Raw genomic sequence first — 22,584 nt, forward strand, 5'->3', positions numbered from 1 at the left:
CCTGCTATGGTTTTTTATGTATTTCGTGATAGCATTAAACGAGTTGATATGTTGTTTCCGGTTTTTACAAATTAACAAGAATAAAAATAAACATATCGTGTTATTGTGTTTTGATTGTAAAACAAATTGTTTTAATGTCAATGGGTTTTTATCGAATTAAACAAAAAAGAGTAACCATGGATAACAAAGCGAAAATTGCTGGTCGTATTACGGAATCCCGAAAAGCACTGGGGATCACCATCAAAGAACTTTCTGCTCGAATCGGAAGCTTGTCCGCTGCAAGAATCAGCAACTGGGAGCAGGGCACACGTAGCCCTGGACCTGTGGAAGCGAAGCTGCTGGCCGAGCAATTACAAGTTTCTGCTTCGTACCTGTTGGGGTTAACCGATAGCGTGCATGGAGAGCTGTCACAAGCGAGTGGGAAAGGTCCGAGGTTTATTCCCGTACTGGATATGAATGAAGCCCATATAGCCAAAGATCTGCTTCATGGTGGTATGAGTCCAGAGAAAATGATAGCAGTTGATGGTTTCAATCGATCACACGGCAGCGAGGCGTTGTTTGCCGCAATTATTGAAGATGCCAGCATGCAACCGGAATTTAAACCCGGAGATGTTGTGGTGATCGATACGGGGTTGGCGCCAAAGCCGGGAGATTATGTGGTCGCTCATTTGGCAGCGAAAAAGTATAATGCTTTAAGGAAATATGGCGAAGCTGATGGTTGTTTATATCAGTTATTGGCCAGTAATGAATTATGGGCTACAGTGAGTGTTAAGCCGAGCGAGGAGGTTGTGGTTGTTGGGGTGGTGATTGAGCATCGGCGGTTTTTTTAGTTTCGTAGCCGATATGCCTTTGAATGGGCGATATCATGTTATGAAGGATAGGACTACCTCGGTTTTAAAATCACTTCAAAAGAGAGTGAATAACTCAATATGCTTCATCCACAAGATCTTGTGTTAAATTATTTTATTGAGGCTAATGAAGCATGATTAGAAAAAAATTAGAGGATATCAAGCGGGTTTCAGCTATCCCAAACTACCCTGCTCTTTGCTTAAAAGCAAAATTATTCTCTCTGCTTAAAAGCTACCATCACTCTTCAATTGAAATACTACCCGATGAATTTTGTATAAAATTTCATCGCTCTCGCATGGTACAAGAAAAGCCAATGTTAGTAAGCGAGTTAAGCTATCCTCCAGCAGAATCTGTTAAACTTCAGAGAGCGAATCAAAACCAGAAGCCTGTTTTTTATTGCAGTGGTGATCCTCGGGCTTCTCTTCTTGAATTAGGGTTACGCCCAGGGGATAACGTGGTTTTATCGAAATGGCTCTTGGTGAAATCAATATTAGTTTTTCCATTGGGATATTCAGCTCAAATTTTTTCGATTTTGGGTGCAGACAGAAAATGTCCTGATTTTTTTCCTGAAGAATTTAAAAATCACAATGAGCAAACAAAATCAAATATACTGTTAACTGAATTTATTTTTTATAAATTTACAGAAAAAGGGGATAATCTTACCTATAAGATCTCTGCAACAATTGCGGATTTTTTTTATGAAGCTCAAAAAGAATGTGGAATAGTTTATCCTTCAATAGAAATGTCAGCAAATGCTGAGAATTTTGCATTTACAACAGAGCTGGTTGACAACTGCTTGAAACCGCTCAGTGTTAAGTCCTTCAAAGTGAAGGACATACAAGATCAATTATATACTCTATCCCCGCTTGACTATGCCGATTCATTTACTGCAAATGGTGAAATTATTTGGAAAGGTAGCGTACCTGACGAAGAAATAAAAACTCTTTAAAAAATATTTGACTTCATGCGTTGCTCAATTATTTTGGACTATTATTAAATTTGTTAGTCTATTTGTGATTAGAGCTTTACGGATTTCGTATGATTATAAAAAATAGAGAGATTTGTATAATCTGGCGAAACTGATTATATAATCTCCGTGCTATTTTTTTAATCAAATTTCCATCATTTATCTGTATATTTATAGAGAGAGAAAATCTTGAGTTCCATCGCATCTTATTATTTTTATTGGGGAAAGGCCGGGAAAAATATTAAAGAAAATGAAATCGGGTATCATTTGTTACCATATCACAGCTTGGACGTAGCAGCTGTTGGGTTTAGGCTCCTCGATGTTAATAAAAAGCTATGCAATGATTTAAGTGCTTTTCTGGATATATCACAGGAACAATTACGAATATTATTTTGCTTTTGTTTAGCTCTTCATGATCTTGGTAAATTTTCTTCAGCATTTCAAAACTTATACGAAGATAAAACTAATGTGTTAATGAGGAAAAAATCTCGTCATCTATATGATGCAAAAAATTTTAGGCATGATCGTCTTGGATATTATTTCTGGTGTGAATATATTCGCTATCACACAAATTTTGGTGTTGATCTATCCAAACTTCCCAGACGTGAAAAGCGAATATTGATTTCGGCATTGGAAATTCTGATGGATTGCGCACTGGGCCATCATGGTTCACCGATCATTAAAGAGGTTGTAGCGGAATGTAATAAATACATTGAAAATGAGAATGTTACAGCAGCTATAGCGTTTATTAACGATATTACTGAATTGTTTAAACCGGATTTTTCCTGGATTTTAGCAAAAGATGCTGCGTGGCTGGAGAGGTTGAAACAAATAAGTTGGAATTTGGCTGGTGTTGCTGTACTTGCTGACTGGATTGGATCGGATCAAAATTATTTTAAATACAATGATGAACACGTATCTGTCAATGATTACTGGTCATTGGCATTAATTAAGGCTGAAAAATCGCTCGCTTTACTTGATTTTCATAGTGAATTTAAACCGGCAATGTTCCATTCTGTTGAGCACCATTTTGGATTTAAACCAACACCACTTCAAAACTGGGCAGAGCATGTTAGCGTTGATGATAGTCCACAATTATTTATATTGGAGGACGTTACTGGGGCAGGAAAAACAGAAGCTGCCTTGGTATTAACTCATCGATTATTGCAAGCTGGCGCTGCTGATGGGTTCTATTTTGGTTTACCTACAATGGCAACTTCGAATGCTATGTTTAGTCGGGTGTCAGAACATTATCGAGCTATGTTTGCTCCTGATGCTGTTCCAAGCATTGTTTTAGCGCACGGAGCAAGCGAGATGAATGATCTGTTTAAGACCATTCAATTAGACAAAGATTATGACAAAGAGGATTTAACGGCTACGGCTCAATGTCATCAATGGTTTTCTGATTCTCGTAAAAAGGCATTGTTAGCTACTGTTGGAGTTGGTACTCTGGATCAAGTCCTCTTGGCCGTGCTACCTCGTAAGCATCAAAGTTTAAGAGTGTTCGGCTTGCATCGAAAAGTTCTGATATTTGATGAGGCACATGCTGCTGATGAATATATGTTTGAGTTATTGGAATGTTTATTAGTTGCGCATTTACACCAAGGTGGTTCGGTAATACTCCTAACAGCAACATTGCCATTAAAACAGAGACAACGCTTGTGTCGTATTTGGCAAGAAGGCGCCGGAGTGCAATCGGCTTCGACTACATGTGTAGCATTCCCCCTGGCAACAAAAGTCAGTATTAATGAAGAGTCAATTACCGAACAGCCGCTAGTAAGCCCCAAAAATCTTTGTCGTAGTATTTCAGTTCATTTTTTGCATTCAGAAGAGCAATGTGTTCAGAGATTGGTAGCGGCTGCAAATAGCGGACTTTGTGCTGTATGGATAAGGAACTCGGTTGATGATGCGCTAAGAGTTTATCAAAAAATTCGCAAGATATTGGAGCCCAAAGAGAACTGCTTTATCTTTCATAGCCGATTTACACTACAAGACAGAAAAAAAATTGAGTTTAAAGTTCTGAAATTTTTTGGAAAAAAGGCAACATCAAAAGAGCGTAAAGGAAAAATACTCATAGCGACGCAGGTTTTTCAAGAAAGTTTGGATGCTGATGCAGACGTTATGATTTCCGATATATGTCCCATTGACGATTTGATTCAAAGAATGGGGCGGTTACATCGTCATTCAAGAAATGAGAGTGGTGTTTTTCAAGCTAATATTAAAGATGCAAGATCACCTCCAGAAATTTTGATACACGCACCTAAATGGAGCGAAGATCCGGGATTGAACTGGCTGAGTACTAATTTTAAAAATACACAGCATGTATACCGCTCTCCCGGTAGATTGTGGCTGGGAATGAAAAAAATAATTGAATTAGGTAATAAAATTGTAATGCCAGAGAATGCCCGCGAACTGATTGAAGCTGTTTATTCAGATGATGCCTCGAGTGGTATACCTCAAGCACTTGATAACGCGGAGCAGCAGCACTTTGGCGAAACCAGAGCTAAAATAGCAAAAGCGAACAGTAGTTTATTGCAATGGCAGAGCGGTTACAGTTTAGAAAGTGCTCGAGCATGGTATGAGGATAATAGCGATATTAGTACGCGCTATAGTGATAGAGAAACAAGTAAGGTCTTATTGGTCAAAATGTATAATGGTTGTTTACAGCCTTATGCGGGAGACATTCCTTATGCAGTGCAGTTAAGCACAATACTGCTTGATAAGCATAAATATGTTGATAAAATGCCAGAGATTGATGAGCGAATTATGAGCTCATTTTTCCAAAAATATCCAGCGGCAAAATATCAAAAAATTTGGTTATATCAAGAAGATACACAATTTACTTATACACAAGAAAATGGATTTTCCCAATTAAATATGAAGGAGTGATAATGAATTTGGTGCAAGATCCATGGTTAACTTTTCGTTTTCGCGACGGTAGAGAGGAAAAATTACCTTTAAACGCGATAGCAAATGAAGATGTAATTGATTTTGCATTACCACGAGCTGATTTTTATGGGGCAGCATATCAATTTGCGATTGGTCTGTTGCAAACCGTATTTGCACCGGAAGATATAGAAGATTGGTTTGATCTATATGAGAAGCCACCAGAATCAAAGCTACTACAAGTAGTATTTGATACGGCTGCGCACGCATTTAATATGACTGGATCTGCGCCCTTATTTATGCAGGACTTTGAGGATTTGCTGGAATTTTCAGGATTATCACCTGAGCCGGTTTCGCGACTATTGATTGATGCTCCGGGAGAAGAAACACTTAAGAAAAACGCTGCTCATTTTATCAAAAATAATTCTGATTTTGTGATGTCCTTGGAAATGGCTGCACTTGCATTATTTGCTCTGCAAATAAATGCTCCTAGTGGAGGTCAGGGACATAGAACTGGTTTAAGGGGAGGTGGACCATTAACTACCCTATTACAACCAGAGCCAAATTCTCCTTTATGGCAAAAACTATGGATTAATGTTTTGAGCCAAGAAAAAATGCTATGCTCAAAACCAGATCTGCAGAGTTCGTCCGTGTTCCCTTGGTTAGCTAAAACCATTACGAGTGATACTCCTGGTAGCGAAGTGTATGAGCACGATGTTCACCCTTATCATATGTATTGGGCAATGCCTCGACGTATTCGCCTGGTTCTTCAAACTCAGGACAAGATATGCAGTTTGTCAGGGACAATGACAAAAGTGAATGTTGATAAATATGTTACCAAAAACTATGGTTATAATTACAGTGGAACGTGGTGTCACCCATTAACACCGTACAGATGGAACCCAAAAAAATCAGATGAGTCTCATTGGTCAGTTAAGGCAAAAGAAAGTGGTATTACGTATAACCTTTGGGATAATTTGACATTGACGAGCTCGATGGATGGTCAGAGTGCAGCAAAAATAGTTGTAAATTACAATAATTATCTGGTTCATGAATTATTTAGTAAAGTTGGCCTCATACCAAGATTGTGGGTATTTGGTTTCGAAATGGACAATATGAAAGCAAAATCCTGGCATAGCGTGATGATGCCAATTTTTCAGGCATCTATAGCTGATAAAGATAATTTTTTTATGGAAGTTAAAGCGTTACAAAATCTGGCATCAAATGCATTGAAGTGTTGTCGAGAGCAATTAAAAAAAGCATGGTTTGAGCGGCCAAAAGAGATTAAAGGTAACATGAGCTTTATTGATATTGAGTTTTGGCAGCGTACAGAATGGATATTTTACGAAACAACCTCTAGGCTGGCCAAAAAACAAGCCAATATGGCGGAAGTTACTGAGTATACTTTCAGATGGTTAAAGAACATTCGCTGTTGTGCCCTTGATATTTTTGATCGATACGCCTTATCCGAATTTGCGAATGCTCGTAGCATGGCAAAGTGTATTCAAGCCCGCAAAAGATTAGTTGATTGGTTGCTGGAAGATAAGAGTATTAAGTCTTTTCTTCAAGAATATAATATTTCATCAGATAAAGAGAAATTTTAATGAACATAATAAGTTATATCAACAATCAAGTTAATTCATCCATTATGCATTGGTGGCAAAGTATATCCCCTCTTGAGTCTGGTAAAAATACAATCCAGTCAGCGCCAACCAGTTACAGAGCGGAGTTAAGGCGCTGTGAAACGAGTCAAGATGCTCTGTTTACCGCTGCTTTTCGGTCACTATGGTTCTCTCTTCCAGAAAATCTGACTAAGGAAGCCAATGAACATGTCATGGAATGTTTTGGCATAATTGCTATTTTGTTGGCTCACGTTAATTGTGCAACATCTGATAACTTGGCTTGCGCTGCTGGACGCAAAAACGATAGTGGGAAATCGACTGTCAGTGAGTTACGGTTTGCACAATTACAACAAGCGAGGTCTGTTGATGAGTTGTTGCGTCGAGCCAGGAGAATTTTGAAGCAATTGAAAGGTGAGGTTTCGCCAATATTGCTGGCTAACGATATTGTGCGTTGGTTTCATGAGCAATATCAGCCCATAGCTAGTAAGGCTGATAAACGAATCGTCGTGCAGTGGGCAATGGATTACTATCGTGCTGCAGCTAGTAAATAGTGTCCGTTCTAATCTGATTTGGAGTAATAATAATGAGTAAATTTATTCAGTTGCATTTATTAACGTCATACCCTCCGGCAAATTTAAATCGTGATGATTTAGGTCGGCCTAAGACAGCGCGCATGGGAGGTGTGGATCGACTTCGTGTTAGTTCACAAAGCTTAAAGCGTACATGGCGTACTTCAGATGTATTTGAATCTGCACTGGGTGGACATATTGGTATTAGAACAAAACGTTTTGGCAACATGGTTTTCGACAAATTAACGGTCGCAGGAGTGAAGGAAAAAGAAGCTAAATTGTGGGCTACTAAGATTGCTGGGGTATTCGGTAAAAATAAAAAAGATAGTCTGGATATTGAGCAGTTAGCGCATATAAGTCCTTATGAAAAAGAACTTGCTTTAGCTCTGGCAGCAACGCTTGCAAAGGAAAATCGAGAACCCACCAGTGATGAGTTAAAGTTGCTAAAATTAGAGAAAACTGCAGTTGATATAGCTTTATTTGGTCGGATGTTAGCATCAAGCCCTGATTATAACGTTGAAGCAGCCTGCCAGGTTGCTCATGCAATAAGTATTCACGGCACGGTAGTCGAGGATGATTATTTTACAGCCGTTGATGATTTGAACGACGGTTCTGGAGACAGAGGGTCGGCTCATATTGGTGAGTCGGGCTTTGCGGCCGCATTATTTTATAGCTACATTTGCATTAACAAAACTTTGTTGATAGAAAATTTAGACGGTGACGAGATATTAGCATCAAAAGCGGTTGCTGCATTGACTGAAGCCGCTGCCAAAGTAGCGCCGAAGGGCAAGCAAAATAGCTTTGGTTCACGTGCGTATGCAAGTTATCTTTTGGCGGAAAAAGGTGAGCAACAACCGCGCTCTTTATCTGTAGCGTTTTTACGCGCGATTAAAGACGAGGATCAAGTCACTGCGGCTATAATGGCGCTTGAAACACAGCTTAACCAAATGGATTTGGTTTATGGTGCTTGTGCTGATGAGCGTTATTCTTGCAACGCATCCTCTGGAAATGGATCGTTTTCAGAGCTAGTGGATTTTGTAATGAATTAAGAGAGTGAATTATGCCTAGCCATCTTGTTATTCGACTATATGCCCCTCTAGCAAGTTGGGGGCAGGCTGCTGTAGGAGGAACTCGACCTACTTCAGTAAATCCTACTCGATCGGCCTTGATTGGTTTGCTGGGGGCTGCTTTAGGCGTTCATCGTGATAATGCTATTCAACAAGATATTTTGCAGCAAAGTGTTTCGTTTGCCGTTAAACAATTGATGCCCACTTGTTTATTGCGTGATTTTCATACTATACAAGTGCCATCAAAAGGTAAACAAAAATTTTTCACACGAAAAATGGAGTTGGACGTTAAAGATCTCAATACTATTTTATCCAGCAGGGACTATCGATGTGATGGCTTGTGGGTTGTTGCTATAACACTTACTCCAAATGCACAATATACTCTGGAGACATTGATGTACGCCTTGATTCGACCCAAAAACCACCTGTATCTTGGACGAAAAAGTTGTCCATTAGCAGTTCCTTTATCCCCCAAAATTATTCAAACAGAAACATTGAAAGAGGCGTTGGATAGTGAGTTTCCACCGTTATCTGGATCTATTAAACAAGATGATTTTTTGCTTGGTAAAAGTCAGATGGTGACGTATTTGTGGGAAGGAGAGGTTAACAGTCTTGGTGTGATTGCTGATGATATTGCAATGAGTCAATCTTGGGATGATCCCATAAGTCGTGATCGCTGGCAATTTAAGCAGCGTAAACAATATCAATTGACAAATCTGGAGATAGAATAGTGTATTTATCCAAGATCTCATTAGCACAAACATCACAGGCAAAAGAGGCTTTACTCAAGTTATGTCAAAATCGTGACTATGGAGCTCATCAATTATTATGGCGTTTGTTTAGTGACCAGGAAAAACGAGAGTTCTTGTATCGGGAGCAATTGTCTTCAAATGGCCAAATAGAGTTTTATGTTTTTTCTCGAATACCGCCAGCAGCATCACCAGAGTTTAATATACAGACAAAATTATGGAGTCCGGTTTTGTCCCCGGGACAGAAGTTGGCATTTAAATTGCGAGTAAATCCAACAATTACAATATCTTCCAATCAGGAAAGACATAGTAGACACGATGTTTTAATGCATGCTAAATATCAAGCAATACAGCAAGGTGTCTCAGATAAAAATCAAATAAGACAACTAATGTTTCAAGCTGCTGGCAGTTGGATTACTGATAAACAGCGCATGATCGGTTGGGGACTTTCATTTGACTTTACTCCGGACATTGAATGTTACACTCAACATAAAAATACTAAAAAAAATGGACAAGTAATTCGCTTTTCAAGCTTGGATGTTCAAGGCGTTTTAACGGTGCGTTCTCCAGATATTTTCATTGAAAGGATCATCAACGGGTTTGGTCGATCAAAATCATTTGGTTGTGGGCTTATGTTGATAAGGAGCCTTTAATGGCATTTCTTCCTTTAAAGCCAATACCAATAAAAGATCGTAACTCAATGATTTTTATTGGCAAAGGTCGTATTGACGTCAAAGATGGAGCTTTTGTTGTTATTGACGATGTGAATGGGGAAAGAATGCATGTTCCAGTTGGTTCTTTGGTGTGTATTTTATTGGAGCCAGGTACGCGAATCTCGCATGCTGCTGTTAAATTGGCTGCATTGACTGGCACACTGCTGATCTGGGTTGGGGAGGCAGGTGTTCGTCTGTATTCCACAGGACAACCCGGTGGAGCGCGAAGTGACAAGCTACTTTATCAAGCTAAGCTGGCTTTGGATGAACAGCTCAGATTAAAAGTGGTACGTAAAATGTTTGAAATACGTTTTGGTGAGCCTGCACCGGAGCGACGGAGTGTTGATCAGTTACGTGGTATTGAAGGTGCTCGAGTTCGTAAGCATTACCAAATGCTGGCTAAGCAATATAATGTTAAGTGGGAAGGGCGCGACTACGATCATAACGATTGGTCAAAAGCGACTTGATAAATCAATGTTTAAGTGTTGCTACATCTTGTTTGTACGGGATTACTGAAGCTGCTGTATTAGCAGCAGGCTATGCACCTGCAATAGGTTTTCTGCATACAGGAAAGCCTTTATCTTTTGTGTATGATATTGCAGATTTGATAAAATTTGAGACGGTAATACCTGTCGCATTTCAAGTGACGTCGAAGTTGTTACCAATGCCTGACAAACAAGTGAGAATTACTGTAAGGGAGGTTTTTCGGAAAGAAAATGTGCTTAAGAAGCTTATTCCACTGATTGAGGAAGTACTCGCCGCTGGCGATATAAAACCTCCCGAACCATACCCGGATACACAGCCTCCAGCTTTGCCTGTGCCTTTATCTATTGGCGATGAAGGGCATAGGAGTCAGTAAATGGGCTTGTGCATGATTGTAACAGAGTCTGTACCACCACGATTAAGGGGACGTTTGGCTGTATGGCTTTTGGAGGTTAGAGCCGGAGTATACGTTGGGTACACAAGCCAAAGAGTAAGGCTAATGTTGTGGGATCAGGTCGAAAAATTAGCCGAAGACGGAAATGTTGTAATGGCATGGGCAACGAACACAGAATCAGGGTTTGACTTTGTAACGTATGGTGAAAACAGGCGACAGCCTGTTGATTATGATGGTTTTAGGTTAGTTAAATTTTCTTCGATACTACAAGATAGTGAATGATTTTTGATCTTTAACAATTTGAATTATTTGGTGGAAAAATTTTCTTCTATTTTTTCTTTTTAAATCAACTAGTTATTTTTAGACTGTTCCCCACACCTGTGGGGATGAACCGTGGCAATTATGAAGTCAATCAGCTGCCAGAGCCTGTTCCCCACACCTGTGGGGATGAACCGTTCAGCAAAAACCATACACGATCATATTATCCCTGTTCCCCACACCTGTGGGGATGAACCGTTTTGGCAATACACAAGAAGAAATCGCAGCACCTGTTCCCCACACCTGTGGGGATGAACCGGATTTAATGCAACTGGCGAGTTTGACGAAGCCCTGTTCCCCACACCTGTGGGGATGAACCGCGCACACGTGATGGATTAATGGGTAGTCTATTCTGTTCCCCACACCTGTGGGGATGAACCGATAATTAAATTGACTTTGTTCAAAACCAGCAGCTGTTCCCCACACCTGTGGGGATGAACCGGCTATCTCATACGCTGCTAATGATTTTAAATCCTGTTCCCCACACCTGTGGGGATGAACCGTAAATCCATGTTTGGGTAGCAATCCTTTGCTACTGTTCCCCACACCTGTGGGGATGAACCGGCTCGCAATCAGGCTTTAGCGGCATGGTATGCCTGTTCCCCACACCTGTGGGGATGAACCGTGAGCAAAGCACTGGTTGCCGAAAACGTGTCGCCTGTTCCCCACACCTGTGGGGATGAACCGCAGAGAACCTGCTCAGATGGAGGTATACCGCTCTGTTCCCCACACCTGTGGGGATGAACCGCGTCTATTCTTCCGGGCAGATCATTTACCCATCTGTTCCCCACACCTGTGGGGATGAACCGATCAGTTTGACTGGACTGTAGAGCCAGCGTATCTGTTCCCCACACCTGTGGGGATGAACCGGTGACGTTATCTTGATCGATAACTCTGATCCTCTGTTCCCCACACCTGTGGGGATGAACCGAGTTAATAGACAATTTAAATTTCTTCTATAGACTGTTCCCCACACCTGTGGGGATGAACCGGGATTGTGTTAAGCAGAGAATAAGAGACAGGAGCTGTTCCCCACACCTGTGGGGATGAACCGCCAGGCGCTTGCGTTCTCGATGAAACAGGTTACTGTTCCCCACACCTGTGGGGATGAACCGATGACTGAACTTAATGGACCAGATTTTGCAATCTGTTCCCCACACCTGTGGGGATGAACCGAAATTCTCATTTGCCGATTTGAATCCCGAACACTGTTCCCCACACCTGTGGGGATGAACCGAGATAGCACTGGCAACCCAGCCGAATGAATCGCTGTTCCCCACACCTGTGGGGATGAACCGAATTCTGCTATATCTTCCATTCATCACCTCTTCTGTTCCCCACACCTGTGGGGATGAACCGTAGAGGTAACTCGAAAATATGATAATGCTTTGCTGTTCCCCACACCTGTGGGGATGAACCGCCCACTTAGGTTTATTTCTGTGCCAAAAAAGACTGTTCCCCACACCTGTGGGGATGAACCGTATAAGACAGTGTTGCGCACAGTGAGAGTAGACTGTTCCCCACACCTGTGGGGATGAACCGCGAGTTAGTCAAAAATACATATCCAGAATCTGCTGTTCCCCACACCTGTGGGGATGAACCGCTGCATTGTGTCAATATTGTAATGCGTTTCAACTGTTCCCCACACCTGTGGGGATGAACCGTATATCACATATGATCGGGTTTTTCCACACGTCTGTTCCCCACACCTGTGGGGATGAACCTCCTGTCGCTGCCGGATGAGCAGGACGCCGGCCCTGTTCCCCACACCTGTGGGGATGAACCGATCAATCTCCGGCCAGTATTCAGTTTCAAACACTGTTCCCCACACCTGTGGGGATGAACCGGAAGCTCTCCCGGAGACGCAACAATATCAGTGCTGTTCCCCACACCTGTGGGGATGAACCGATCTGTTACACAGATTGGTAAAATAGTAATATCTGTTCCCCACACCTGTGGGGATGAACCGCAGGTTTTGCTAAACTCAGGCGGCAGGCAGCTCTGTTCCCCACACCTGTGGGGATGAACCGCATCTATACCAGCGTTGTCGACGGGAAGAAAGCTGTTCCCCACACCTGTGGGGATGAACCGCGTGATGATGCGCTCATGCAGCGGTATATGAGCTGTTCCCCACACCTGTGGGGATGAACCGGTCGTCAAGTTTCGCTCCGAGGGCAATCTTGGCTGTTCCCCACACCTGTGGGGATGAACCGCATTAATCCTGTGCTGGCATAGGATGTCAGTACTGTTCCCCACACCTGTGGGGATGAACCGGCTTACCTTCAATCAGGCTGCCGATATGAGATCTGTTCCCCACACCTGTGGGGATGAACCGAAATAGAAAGCTGTCGATACTGTTTTAGCTGCCTGTTCCCCACACCTGTGGGGATGAACCGGAGTCCCGTTAATAACACCTATAACTTGTATGCTGTTCCCCACACCTGTGGGGATGAACCGTAATCCAAATACCAGGTCTACTATATAGAGAACTGTTCCCCACACCTGTGGGGATGAACCGATGCAGGCGCAGGGTAGCAGTATTATGTACGTCTGTTCCCCACACCTGTGGGGATGAACCGCTGTATTATATCGTGACCAGTTCCCTGAACTTCTGTTCCCCACACCTGTGGGGATGAACCGTGATATGGCCTAACACTAGGCAACAACCAGTTCTGTTCCCCACACCTGTGGGGATGAACCGCAGTAGCCATGAAAATAAAGAACGATTGCAGGCTGTTCCCCACACCTGTGGGGATGAACCGCAGCGCACAAGATGCCACTGTCCTGATGGTGACTGTTCCCCACACCTGTGGGGATGAACCGCTACGTTGCTCTTGTAGATGAGCTTGACACCCCTGTTCCCCACACCTGTGGGGATGAACCGATACGACGCAACTGGCGAAGACCTAGAGCTAGCTGTTCCCCACATCTGTGGGGATGAACCGGTTAAGAAATATAAACCAGCTCTTGTTATTATCTGTTCCCCACACCTGTGGGGATGAACCGGAAAAACAGACTTCGATATGCCATGGGCAGGCCTGTTCTCCACATTCCGCATCTGTGGGATGTGGGGTTTATAAAATTGACACGAGAAAAATTTCGTTATTTCTTATCTGGTTCAGTCAGAATGGATCTAATATTGTAGTTAGGATTTAGCATTTTATTCATATGAGATAAAAAAAACATTAAAAAAAAATTTATGGACGCTTGATTTTGTAGACGTTGCTCGGATGGAGCTGACAAATAAAGTGGAAAAATTATTCCACTTTATTTCTTCATTAATCATTTTAAAATAACTAATCGCTGAACAGAAGCAAAAACAATTTACCAAGCTCCTCTGCCGGGCCATAGGATAGAAAAACTTCCCCTGCATGCGCTCTTCTTAATGTATCCGAAGAAACCTCAATAACTGACGCCAATGATTCAAGATCCAAATGACTGTATTTCAACAATGCATCAATCCACATTTTTTGTTTGTATTCATTTTGGCAAAATTTGAATCGGATAAAAGGCTCGCTAAATTCAACAATACATCCCATGTCATAACTCCGTAAAAAAAACTTTATTCACGGTAAATTATAGAGATAATTATGAATTTACATATACCATAATTCAGGTATTTTATTTCAATTTCTCGTTTTCTTCAGGAAATAATCCCCCAGCTTGTTGCCTTATACACTGCCGCAGAAATGCTTTTACAATCAAGCTTGTAACGTATTGATTTTGCATGCGTTGCAACCGTTTCAGGTGATATATGTAATTTATCGGCTATTAGTTTGTTTGATAAGCCTTTGGCAATCAAATCAAGGCATTGCTTCTCTCTAACTGTTAGCTGCACGGATGATTGACTGGAGCTTCGTCGCATTATCGTTTTTTTTATCTCGTCACTAGTGGTTAAAATTGACGACCATTTTAATTCGGGAATAACTGCTTGAATTTCGCTTTTCATGGAATCAATAAATTGCCAAATAAATTGTTCAAACTGATCTCTTACTTGATAATAAAGATCCTCGGGATTATCAACTTTATTTTCGTGATAAGTTTCAATAATAAAATCACACTCATAACACTGACGAATCATGGCAAAGGTGGTGTGCATGTTGTACCGCGACTCAAGTATCTTAACTATGGCTGTTTGTAATTCATCGTACTGTACATCGCGCTGAATAAAAAACTCTTTGCCATGGTACAAGCTGCGGGCGTGATCAACATCTCCCCTGCACAAACCCTCTGTTCTGTATGGAATGGACCAAAGATAAAGATTAGAAATATAATAACGCTGGCCATTTCGAAACATAATTGAAATAGAAAAATGCGTGATCTCTTTTGGACAGTTTAGTTGATATATCAGTTGGTCAATTTTCTTTCTGTTTCGAATAGAGTCTGAAAGATGACCGTAGTCATCAAGATTGACACAAATTTGACCGTTTTCATTAATGCTATGCATATAAAATCCTTCATGCTTTCAGTTTATAACCAGTTCGAAACTAATTGATTTAATTTTTCGGGTTGTTCCAACATTGCCAGGTGGCCACAATTTTTAAGATAAATCAGGTTGGAATCTTTTATATTATCTGCGAGGTGCCTGGAGTGGCAATTAAGCATTACTTCATCATTTTCGCCTGCAATTAATAAGGTTGGGCATTCTATTAAAGGTAATAAATCAGATTGATCAGGCTTGTTTATCATTGCTTTCAGTTGATTGTGATAGTTATTTGCGCCTATATCTTGCGCCATCCGTTGTACTAGAGGCAGTATTTCGGAATGCTTTCTAATATCATGAATTGATTTTTTGAAAATAAGACTTATCAACAAATCGAACTTTCCTTTTTGTATCAGCTCAAGCGAGCGTTTTCGATCGATCCTGCCTTGGGCAGAGGTTTCTGTGGCGGCTGTATTAATCAGAATGAGCTTTTCTATCTTTTGGGGGATATAACGAAACAATTCCAGTGCAACATAGCCCCCCATGGAAAATCCCACCAGAGTAAATTTTTCCGGGGCAATTTTTACAAAACGTGAGGCCATATCGCTTATCGAGGGGCATTGAAGTACGTTCACGTGATGCCGTCGAACGGACTGTGGAAGATGATTATCTAACGCTTTCCATAAATTTGAGGTTGCTAAAGCGCCAGGAATGAGTACTATATCCTTGTTCATATCTGTGGTTATATTATTAACAACTGACACTAAGATACCGCATGTTTATAATAATTCAAGCAAAATCTTCATTCATTGGCGAAATATTTTCCATGATCATGGCGTTAGCACGGCATGAAAGCATTGAAGACAGGATCAAAATTTCTGAGTCACAATTGAGAGAACTGCTTTTCCACCCTCAGCCTCGGCATTTTGTCGGCATGGCATTAGTCAATGACAAACTGGCTGGGCTGGTGATGTATAACTACACACATCATAATATTTGTGTCAATTTAACTCCGGGAATATACATCGAAAATCTATATGTATCCTTGGAATTTCGCAAACAAGGTATTGGACGAGCCTTATTTGAATACGTAGCCACCAAAGCAAAAGAGCAGAATTGCTCCCGTATAGAGTGGTGGGTGTCGACTGCTAATCGTGAAGCAAGTTATTTTTATGAAAAAATGGAAGCTACCACGCTATCGAATTGGAATTTATACAAATGCGATCGAGATGGTATCGATCGATTATTAAATCAGGGTGAAATCAATGAGACTATCGGCTCGCAGTAAAGCTTTGTTGGCTGGGGTAACAGGCACTTCTCTACAATGGTATGATTTTGCAATTTTTGGCTATTTTGCGCCAATTATTGCGAATACGTTTTTTCCTGGAGAGGATCGCTTTGCTTCTTTGCTCAGTGTTTTTGGAGTTTTTGCTGTTGGTTATTTGCTCGCGCCTCTCGGTGCTCTGTTTTTTGGTTACGTTGGAGATCATTTCGGACGAAAACGCGCACTAACACTCAGCATACTTGCGATGGCAATACCTACCGCACTGATTAGTCTGGTGCCTGGTTATAAAGTTATCGGTATGGCCGCACCGATTTTGATCACGTTACTACGTGTCATACAAGGTTTTGTTGCCAGTGCCGAGTTTACTGGCTCAGCTATTTTTCTTGTTGAGCACGCCGCGCCCGAAAAAAAAGCTTTTTATGGATGCCTGACCAGCTCAGCATATAGCACGGGTACAATTTTGGCAGGAATATCTGCGTCTTTATTTACTTCATCCTTTATGCCAGAGTGGGCTTGGCGTTTGGGTTTTGCCGTGGCCATTATCGCCGGGATTTTGATTTTTTACGTTCGTGTAAATGTTGAAGAAACGCCAGAATTCAAGGCGCTCGTGCAAGCAGAAAAGCCTGCTCGCCCATTTATAGCCGCTCTCAGAGAAGTGCCTGCATCTGTTATTGGAGTGATTGGCATTGTTTGGCTGGTGAGCATTATGACTTTTGGAACCTATGTATTTGCAGCAACATACCTGCATACATGGTTTAATTTTTCTTTAAGCGTCGCAACGTTAATTATTACCTTCTCTCTTGCAATTGATGCCATATTAGAGCCTTTCGTTGCGATTTGGGCTGATAGAGTTGGTCATTTGAAGATAATCAGGCTTGGTATGATATTGATGATGTTGCTAAGTGTTCCGGTATTCTATGCGTTGTCGTCAGGTAATCTTGTTTTGTCTGTGGCCGGCATGGCAGTCATGTCGATACTGATCGCAATCACATACGCACCACTAAACGCTTACATGGTTTCTTTATTTCCGAAACAATATCGATATAGCGGTTTTGGTGTAGCATTCAACATCAGTATTTCAATTTTTGGTGGTACAACACCTCTGATAATGATGTGGTTGGTTGATAAAAGCGGTAATTTTATAGCACCGGCCTGGTATTATGTATTTGGGGCTTTCATTGGTTTATGCTCGTTGTTGATCTGTGAAAGGGGGCGCAAAAAAGTCCCGAACACAGTAATTTGTGATCAAATACGGACAGTTCTTGAATAGATTCGTTTGTTTTGAAATACTGCCCTTGAATTATCTTGCCAGCCTTTAAAGGAAACCTTATGGATATTGTTCGTCTCGATTTTGAGGAAAAGTTATTTATTACACTTAATGAGCAGAGAGTTGAGCTTATTGCTTATAAAACCAATGAGCAAGGGAATATTAAATTTGGTATTGATGCGCCGCGTAGTATGCGAGTTAACAGGGCAGAAATTCAGAAAAAGTTCATTAAAGCTGTCAAAACGAGTTAGTTTAGAGGCTATTTGGGTTAAACTTATTCATAAGGCGCCGCATCAACTTGCTCTAACCAGGCTTTGATGTATTGACAGGTTTCATCAATAACCGATAGGGCTTGATGATATAACGCATCAAATAATTCACGCTCCCCGGTTTTCCAATAGCGCTCCACATATTGGCAGGCATATTTCATCCGGGTTGTTCCGACATAAACCGCACCACCTTTAATTTTATGAGCCAATTTTTCAACTGCTTCATAATCCTTGTTTGTAAATGCTTGTTTCATTGCAGTCAAATCTTTGGGCATTTCCTGGTTTACAAGCATGGATAACAATTCTTTAACCATTGCCTGGTTGCCACAGTTCTTCAAGGCTTGTTCTTCATCAAGAAGGGCAAACTGACCTAACTGGAACAATTCCGCATCGTTATCAGGCAAATCACGTTTTGTCGAAGTTTTCTCGACAAGAGGTACAGCTCGCCTTGCTGGAATAAATGTTGAGAGTATATCTGCTGCGTGAGCATGTGTTAGTGGCTTGGTTAATACAGCGTCCATGCCAGCTGAGATACAGCGCTCCTTATTATCGTCACCGCCATGAGCAGTAAGGGCTATAATAGGTATGTGATTAGCATCCGGTTTTGTTCGAAGATGGTGTGTTACTTCATAGCCATCCAGGCCTTCGCCAAGCCCAATGTCCATAAAGATTAAGTCGTAATGATTTTTGTTACAAAGCGCCAGAGCGTCCATGCCACCTGCTGCAATATCAACCTGGCACGACATGGCTGACAGTAATGTTTTAGCAGCTATTTGAGCAATACCATTGTCCTCGACGACCAGGACATGCGTTGTCGCATTCCGGGATGCCTCACTGGTTTCATTCGTGCCTGTGTGTTGTTTCAAGGGGGACATATAGGGCTTGTCTATTTTTAAATCTTCCGTTAAATCCATACCCGAATCATCGTCAAGTAACGATTCCTGCAATGGTATAAGGCAAGTAAAGCTTGTTCCCTTTAATGCTTCACTGTTGACATAAATTTCACCGTTCATTTCATCAATGAACTGTTTGACCACGAACAAGCCTAATCCTGCACCTTTATATATGCCTTGGTATGATGGTGTGAGACGTTTGAATTGAAGATAAATTTCTTGCTGTTTATCTTTGGGAATGCCCATGCCGGTATCCGTTACCGTCATTTTTATAACCAATTTTTGATTTTCACGTTTCGCCAGTTCCACGTTGACGGCAACCGAACCTGAATCCGTAAAATTAAGAGCATTGCCTATCAGTTCCAATGCAATGCGGTGCAGTCTGATTTTATCTCCAATAACATAGTTTGGTAGCTCAGGATCCAGGGTTAGTGAAAGTGGCAATTTTTTTTCATTGGCTTTTGCGGCATATAAAGACACAACCCGTTTCAGGGTATCCTTTAAGTGAAATTTTCGTTTAAGCATCGGTATCTCGCCCGAGCTAACCCGAACGGCTTCCAAAACTTCATCCATTAAATCCAGCAACGCATGGCTTGATGCTACCAGATTATCCGCATATTCCTTGATGCGTGGTTCCTGGGACTCTATTTTCAAAATCTCCGAAAACCCAACGATGCCGGAAAGTGGTGTACGAATATCGTGACGCATGTTGGCGAGAAACTCGGATTTAGCCTGGCTTGCAGCTTCAGCAGCCTCTTTCGCATGGCTCAACGTTTTTTCCATCTCTTTGCGATCAGTAATATCAAAAGAAACACCCAACACACCAATGACCTCGCCTTCTTTGTTAAATAAAGGTGATTTTTTAGTTAAAAATATGGAGACGTGATCATTGTTTGCCAGTTGCGATGCTTCCTCACGAGTGAGGGTTTTTTTGCTACGCATCACCGCCAAATCTGATTCACGTAGAATTCCAGCCTCGTGACTCCATGGCATTGCAGCGTCTGTTTTCCCTATCATCTCGGCAGGACTTGAATAGCCGGCTGATATTGCCTGTGCAAGATTGCACCCCTGATAAACTGAGTCTTTATTTTTCCAATACACGTGCCCAGGCAAATTCTCAAGAATGCTTGTCAGGGTGAGCTCAGCCGTTTCTTTTTCAACTTGCGCTTTATACTCTTCAATTTTTCTTGTTGTGATATCAAAAGATATTCCAGCAATACCCGTGATTTCGCCTTTCGAGTTAATCAAGGGGATTTTATGAGTAAGATAGACTGGATTTTCTCCTGATGGGTCAAAGCAATTTTCATCAAAAATACAAGGTACTCCTGAGCGTATCACTTCTATGTCATTTTTTCGGATTTGGTCGGCAAGCGGTTTTGGAAACAGATCATAATCAGTTTTGCCCACAATTTCGTCAGGAGAAGTAAGGCCTACATTCCTGGCCTGAAATGGATTACAGGCCAGGTATTCAAAGTTCGTGTTTTTTGAATAAACATGAACGGGCATCCTTTCAAGGATTTGATTATATAAGTCAGAGAGATTGAAAAGAGGCAAATCCTTTTTTGTCATAAATTTGTCCTGTGATCCCTGTCGGTATAGTTTTTCCACGCATTGTCACAAAAGCACAACCTGTATAATTTGATTCTAGCTTATTTATTTCGTTAGCGATGGTATTAGCATAGACATGCTTAAGAAAATAGGTGGATGGGTTTTGTTTGGAGCATCCGGATGCCATAGCGTAGTTTTGCATAGCTATTAATTCATTTTCTTGCTTGCTCGCACGAGGTTTTCCGCAATCTGATAGTATTGAGTGAAATGGGTTGTCACGAAATGCTTCCAGTTTTTTTCCAGAGTACTGTGGATGAATTGACGTATTAGCCAAAATCAATTTTAACGGATTTTCAGTCAATACCCGATTAATATAGTCTTCTGGCGACTCATTATTGTAAGCATAATTGTCATAAACCTCACCTGATACAACCAGACAATGCTGCGCCAAATATGAGTTGCATGGAAGGAGAGAAAATTCTGAATCATCTCCCTGCATGAGAAAATGAATAACATCATAGCGTTCGGAATCATGAGCTTTAAATCGATTAACAATTAACAAAACAGGGAGTTCTTCTTGAATTGCATGATTAAAGATAATTTCGCTGACGACAAAACAGGGTAATACCGCTCGGTCTTCATCCGCAATTTTGTAAAGTGAGGGTAATACGTCCGTGTAATTTGATTCTTTCGGCAGGTCATGTGCGATATTTATTATAAAATCACAGCCAAACTTACAAACCAGCTGTTGATAATGATGAGCTAATCGTTTGGCTCGGTATTTTGAAACGGAATACTCCGAGGCAATCCGGGGCAGATTTATAGCAACAGGTATGTTGTTGTCTCTTATATTGAAATGAGTTAAAAAGCGACAGGAAATGATAAAAAGAATGTCTTCATTAATATCAAAGATAAGTCCGTGTCTTGCAAAAAAATCTATGATATTTTCAGAACCATCCAGGTTTTTATTGAATGCTTTCGATTGTTTGATTGCTTGCTCCCACTCAATAATAATTCTTTCCAATTGATTCCGCTGGTTGCATAACTGCGTTATGTACCCTTGGAAATCAGTTTTTGAAGTAGCATGAGCTAACCATTTTTTTGCAAGAAGCAGTATTTTGTATGCCCGTATCTGACAAAGATTTTCACCAACCTGTGCATCAAAAGCAGCCAAGTCACCATCTATGAACGTCTTGAGTGCCGTTATTGCAGAATCCATAACCGTTTTCATTAAATAAAGATCGCTTAGTTTTTGTTGTTTGTTAATTAATTGCGAACTTGCAGAATAGGGAAGTAAAGACAGGTTTGTGTATTTTTCCGTAGGTTGGACATCATAATTTGTCATAAGCTGGGCCACCTTATCGTTGTTTAACGTATTTGTAGTAAAAAATCAAAAAGGAAACGGTTCCGCAGGTCATTATGCTTAAAAAATAACCACCAGCAAGTAAGTAATCTTTTATTACAAGTCCGTGAAGTGCTGTGAAAAGCTGAATGACATTAAATCCTGCGAAGGTAAGAAGGGAGACTCCTTGCGCTGATTTGTTCTTTATCAGGGCCATGATTTGCGGTATAAAAAGAGCGGCATTTACCAGCAGGCTGATTGAAAATCCGTATTGAATAACATATTCCATTATTGACATGACTTGCCTTGTTAAATTTTGTCAGGCCATTATAAAGGGAGTGTGATACAAATTCAATACTTGTTGATTAAAAAATAATCAGCTGGAGGCGTATGTATGTGAAGCCATCTACAGAGAAGGCATGCATATTTATTGCAATTGAATGTATCCCAGGATTTATAACGATAACTGAATATTGAGCTGCTTATTAATTTAATCGATGATTTAACGGTGTAGCAGATTTGTAACAAACTGTAGTGGGGTACACGTAGTTTCAGGCTGTTTCAGGCAGTAATTAGCAATTCGTTACATCGCAAGTCACTGATTTAATTATAAATATAACTTGTATTATTTGGCTTCGAACCAAGGTGTCGGGGGTTCGAGTCCCTCCGAGCGCACCATTTAGAATCAATAGCTTAGCTCCAAATCGTGCCACGAAAACCCATTTACTGTGGCAATTTTGTGTCGTAAACACGTTCAGATGCCACTTGTAAATGCTCACTTGAAAGGTGTGCGTAACGCAACACCATTTCATAATTCGCCCAACCACCCAGTTGTTGCAACTCATGCAGAGGTGTACCATTCTGCACGTGCCAGCTTGCCCAGGTATGCCGTAAGTCATGCCAGCGAAAGCTCTCGATTCCTGCTCGAATCAAAGCTTTC

The 22,584-nt window shown here is 41.1% G+C and carries 21 protein-coding genes and 1 CRISPR repeat array; of the genes, 14 read left to right on the plus strand and 7 right to left on the minus strand.

Annotation, left to right across the window (positions count from 1 at the left end; genetic code table 11):
• Nucleotides 1–176: 176 nt before the first annotated feature.
• The 11 genes from ACQUTA_RS08665 to cas2e all read left to right on the plus strand — a co-directional run bounded on the left by ACQUTA_RS08665 (nucleotide 177) and on the right by cas2e (nucleotide 10,581).
• Entirely contained in the window at nucleotides 177–830 is a 654-nt protein-coding gene (locus ACQUTA_RS08665; protein ID WP_444987842.1) for a helix-turn-helix domain-containing protein, read from the plus strand.
• Nucleotides 831–982: 152 nt separating this feature from the next.
• Nucleotides 983–1,798 carry an RES domain-containing protein gene (locus ACQUTA_RS08670; protein ID WP_444987843.1) on the plus strand — a complete coding sequence of 272 codons (816 nt, stop codon included), beginning with the start codon at nucleotides 983–985 and terminating at the stop codon, nucleotides 1,796–1,798.
• Between the two features lie 207 nt (nucleotides 1,799–2,005).
• Nucleotides 2,006–4,705: a CRISPR-associated helicase Cas3' gene (gene cas3, locus ACQUTA_RS08675; protein ID WP_444987844.1), complete on the plus strand. Its 2,700-nt coding sequence runs from the start codon at nucleotides 2,006–2,008 to the stop codon at nucleotides 4,703–4,705.
• Between the two features lie 2 nt (nucleotides 4,706–4,707).
• Entirely contained in the window at nucleotides 4,708–6,306 is a 1,599-nt protein-coding gene (gene casA / locus ACQUTA_RS08680) for a type I-E CRISPR-associated protein Cse1/CasA (protein ID WP_444987845.1), read from the plus strand.
• Entirely contained in the window at nucleotides 6,306–6,875 is a 570-nt protein-coding gene (gene casB / locus ACQUTA_RS08685) for a type I-E CRISPR-associated protein Cse2/CasB (RefSeq protein WP_444987846.1), read from the plus strand. Before casA ends, casB begins: the two co-directional genes overlap by 1 nt.
• A gap of 32 nt (nucleotides 6,876–6,907) precedes the next feature.
• Entirely contained in the window at nucleotides 6,908–7,942 is a 1,035-nt protein-coding gene (gene cas7e / locus ACQUTA_RS08690) for a type I-E CRISPR-associated protein Cas7/Cse4/CasC (protein WP_444987847.1), read from the plus strand.
• 11 nt (nucleotides 7,943–7,953) lie between these two features.
• Nucleotides 7,954–8,691 carry a type I-E CRISPR-associated protein Cas5/CasD gene (gene cas5e, locus ACQUTA_RS08695; RefSeq protein WP_444987848.1) on the plus strand — a complete coding sequence of 246 codons (738 nt, stop codon included), beginning with the start codon at nucleotides 7,954–7,956 and terminating at the stop codon, nucleotides 8,689–8,691.
• A complete protein-coding gene (gene cas6e, locus ACQUTA_RS08700; RefSeq protein WP_444987849.1) occupies nucleotides 8,691–9,362 on the plus strand; it encodes a type I-E CRISPR-associated protein Cas6/Cse3/CasE in 672 nt (223 codons plus the stop codon). The genes cas5e and cas6e overlap by 1 nt, the downstream gene beginning before the upstream one ends.
• Complete coding sequence (gene cas1e, locus ACQUTA_RS08705; RefSeq protein ID WP_444987850.1) at nucleotides 9,362–9,889, plus strand: type I-E CRISPR-associated endonuclease Cas1e; 528 nt, start codon at nucleotides 9,362–9,364, stop codon at nucleotides 9,887–9,889. Before cas6e ends, cas1e begins: the two co-directional genes overlap by 1 nt.
• Nucleotides 9,871–10,281, plus strand: a complete 411-nt coding sequence (locus ACQUTA_RS08710; protein ID WP_444987851.1) for a CRISPR-associated endonuclease Cas1 — start codon at nucleotides 9,871–9,873, stop codon at nucleotides 10,279–10,281. The genes cas1e and ACQUTA_RS08710 overlap by 19 nt, the downstream gene beginning before the upstream one ends.
• Before the next feature lie 12 nt (nucleotides 10,282–10,293).
• The gene (gene cas2e / locus ACQUTA_RS08715; protein WP_444987852.1) at nucleotides 10,294–10,581 is read left to right on the plus strand and encodes a type I-E CRISPR-associated endoribonuclease Cas2e; all 288 of its coding nucleotides are present in this window, start codon (nucleotides 10,294–10,296) and stop codon (nucleotides 10,579–10,581) included.
• An 83-nt stretch (nucleotides 10,582–10,664) separates the two neighbouring features.
• Nucleotides 10,665–13,623: direct repeats of the CRISPR family, unit length 29 nt; unit sequence CTGTTCCCCACACCTGTGGGGATGAACCG.
• 290 nt (nucleotides 13,624–13,913) lie between these two features.
• Here the strand turns inward: cas2e and ACQUTA_RS08720 are convergent.
• The 3 genes from ACQUTA_RS08720 to ACQUTA_RS08730 all read right to left on the minus strand — a co-directional run bounded on the left by ACQUTA_RS08720 (nucleotide 13,914) and on the right by ACQUTA_RS08730 (nucleotide 15,804).
• Complete coding sequence (locus ACQUTA_RS08720) at nucleotides 13,914–14,156, minus strand: hypothetical protein (RefSeq protein ID WP_444987853.1); 243 nt, start codon at nucleotides 14,154–14,156, stop codon at nucleotides 13,914–13,916.
• A 104-nt stretch (nucleotides 14,157–14,260) separates the two neighbouring features.
• Nucleotides 14,261–15,064: a response regulator transcription factor gene (locus tag ACQUTA_RS08725; protein WP_444987854.1), complete on the minus strand. Its 804-nt coding sequence runs from the start codon at nucleotides 15,062–15,064 to the stop codon at nucleotides 14,261–14,263.
• Nucleotides 15,065–15,087: 23 nt separating this feature from the next.
• Nucleotides 15,088–15,804, minus strand: coding sequence for an alpha/beta fold hydrolase (locus ACQUTA_RS08730; protein WP_444987855.1), 717 nt, complete (start codon nucleotides 15,802–15,804; stop codon nucleotides 15,088–15,090).
• 11 nt (nucleotides 15,805–15,815) lie between these two features.
• Here ACQUTA_RS08730 and ACQUTA_RS08735 point away from each other — a divergent pair, with 11 nt between their 5' ends.
• Genes ACQUTA_RS08735 through ACQUTA_RS08745 form a run of 3 tightly spaced genes read left to right on the plus strand, consistent with a single transcriptional unit; the run spans nucleotide 15,816 to nucleotide 17,843 of the window.
• Nucleotides 15,816–16,328, plus strand: a complete 513-nt coding sequence (locus ACQUTA_RS08735; protein ID WP_444987856.1) for a GNAT family N-acetyltransferase — start codon at nucleotides 15,816–15,818, stop codon at nucleotides 16,326–16,328.
• Nucleotides 16,306–17,595, plus strand: a complete 1,290-nt coding sequence (locus tag ACQUTA_RS08740) for an MFS transporter (RefSeq protein ID WP_444987857.1) — start codon at nucleotides 16,306–16,308, stop codon at nucleotides 17,593–17,595. Before ACQUTA_RS08735 ends, ACQUTA_RS08740 begins: the two co-directional genes overlap by 23 nt.
• A 59-nt stretch (nucleotides 17,596–17,654) precedes the next feature.
• Nucleotides 17,655–17,843 carry a carbon storage regulator gene (locus ACQUTA_RS08745; protein ID WP_444987858.1) on the plus strand — a complete coding sequence of 63 codons (189 nt, stop codon included), beginning with the start codon at nucleotides 17,655–17,657 and terminating at the stop codon, nucleotides 17,841–17,843.
• A gap of 23 nt (nucleotides 17,844–17,866) precedes the next feature.
• Here the strand turns inward: ACQUTA_RS08745 and ACQUTA_RS08750 are convergent, their stop codons facing one another.
• From ACQUTA_RS08750 to ACQUTA_RS08765, 4 genes are all read right to left on the minus strand, one after another.
• Nucleotides 17,867–20,323: a PAS domain-containing sensor histidine kinase gene (locus tag ACQUTA_RS08750; protein ID WP_444987859.1), complete on the minus strand. Its 2,457-nt coding sequence runs from the start codon at nucleotides 20,321–20,323 to the stop codon at nucleotides 17,867–17,869.
• Entirely contained in the window at nucleotides 20,286–21,647 is a 1,362-nt protein-coding gene (locus ACQUTA_RS08755) for a hypothetical protein (protein WP_444987860.1), read from the minus strand. Before ACQUTA_RS08755 ends, ACQUTA_RS08750 begins: the two co-directional genes overlap by 38 nt.
• Nucleotides 21,648–21,660: 13 nt before the next feature.
• Nucleotides 21,661–21,942 (minus strand): PQ-loop domain-containing transporter, encoded by a 282-nt coding sequence (locus ACQUTA_RS08760; RefSeq protein ID WP_444987861.1) that lies wholly within the window; start codon nucleotides 21,940–21,942, stop codon nucleotides 21,661–21,663.
• A 425-nt stretch (nucleotides 21,943–22,367) separates the two neighbouring features.
• Nucleotides 22,368–22,584 (minus strand): tyrosine-type recombinase/integrase (locus tag ACQUTA_RS08765; protein ID WP_444987862.1); only part of this gene is annotated, 217 nt, incomplete at its 5' end.

It is taken from the genome of Legionella navarrensis (genome assembly GCF_052527415.1).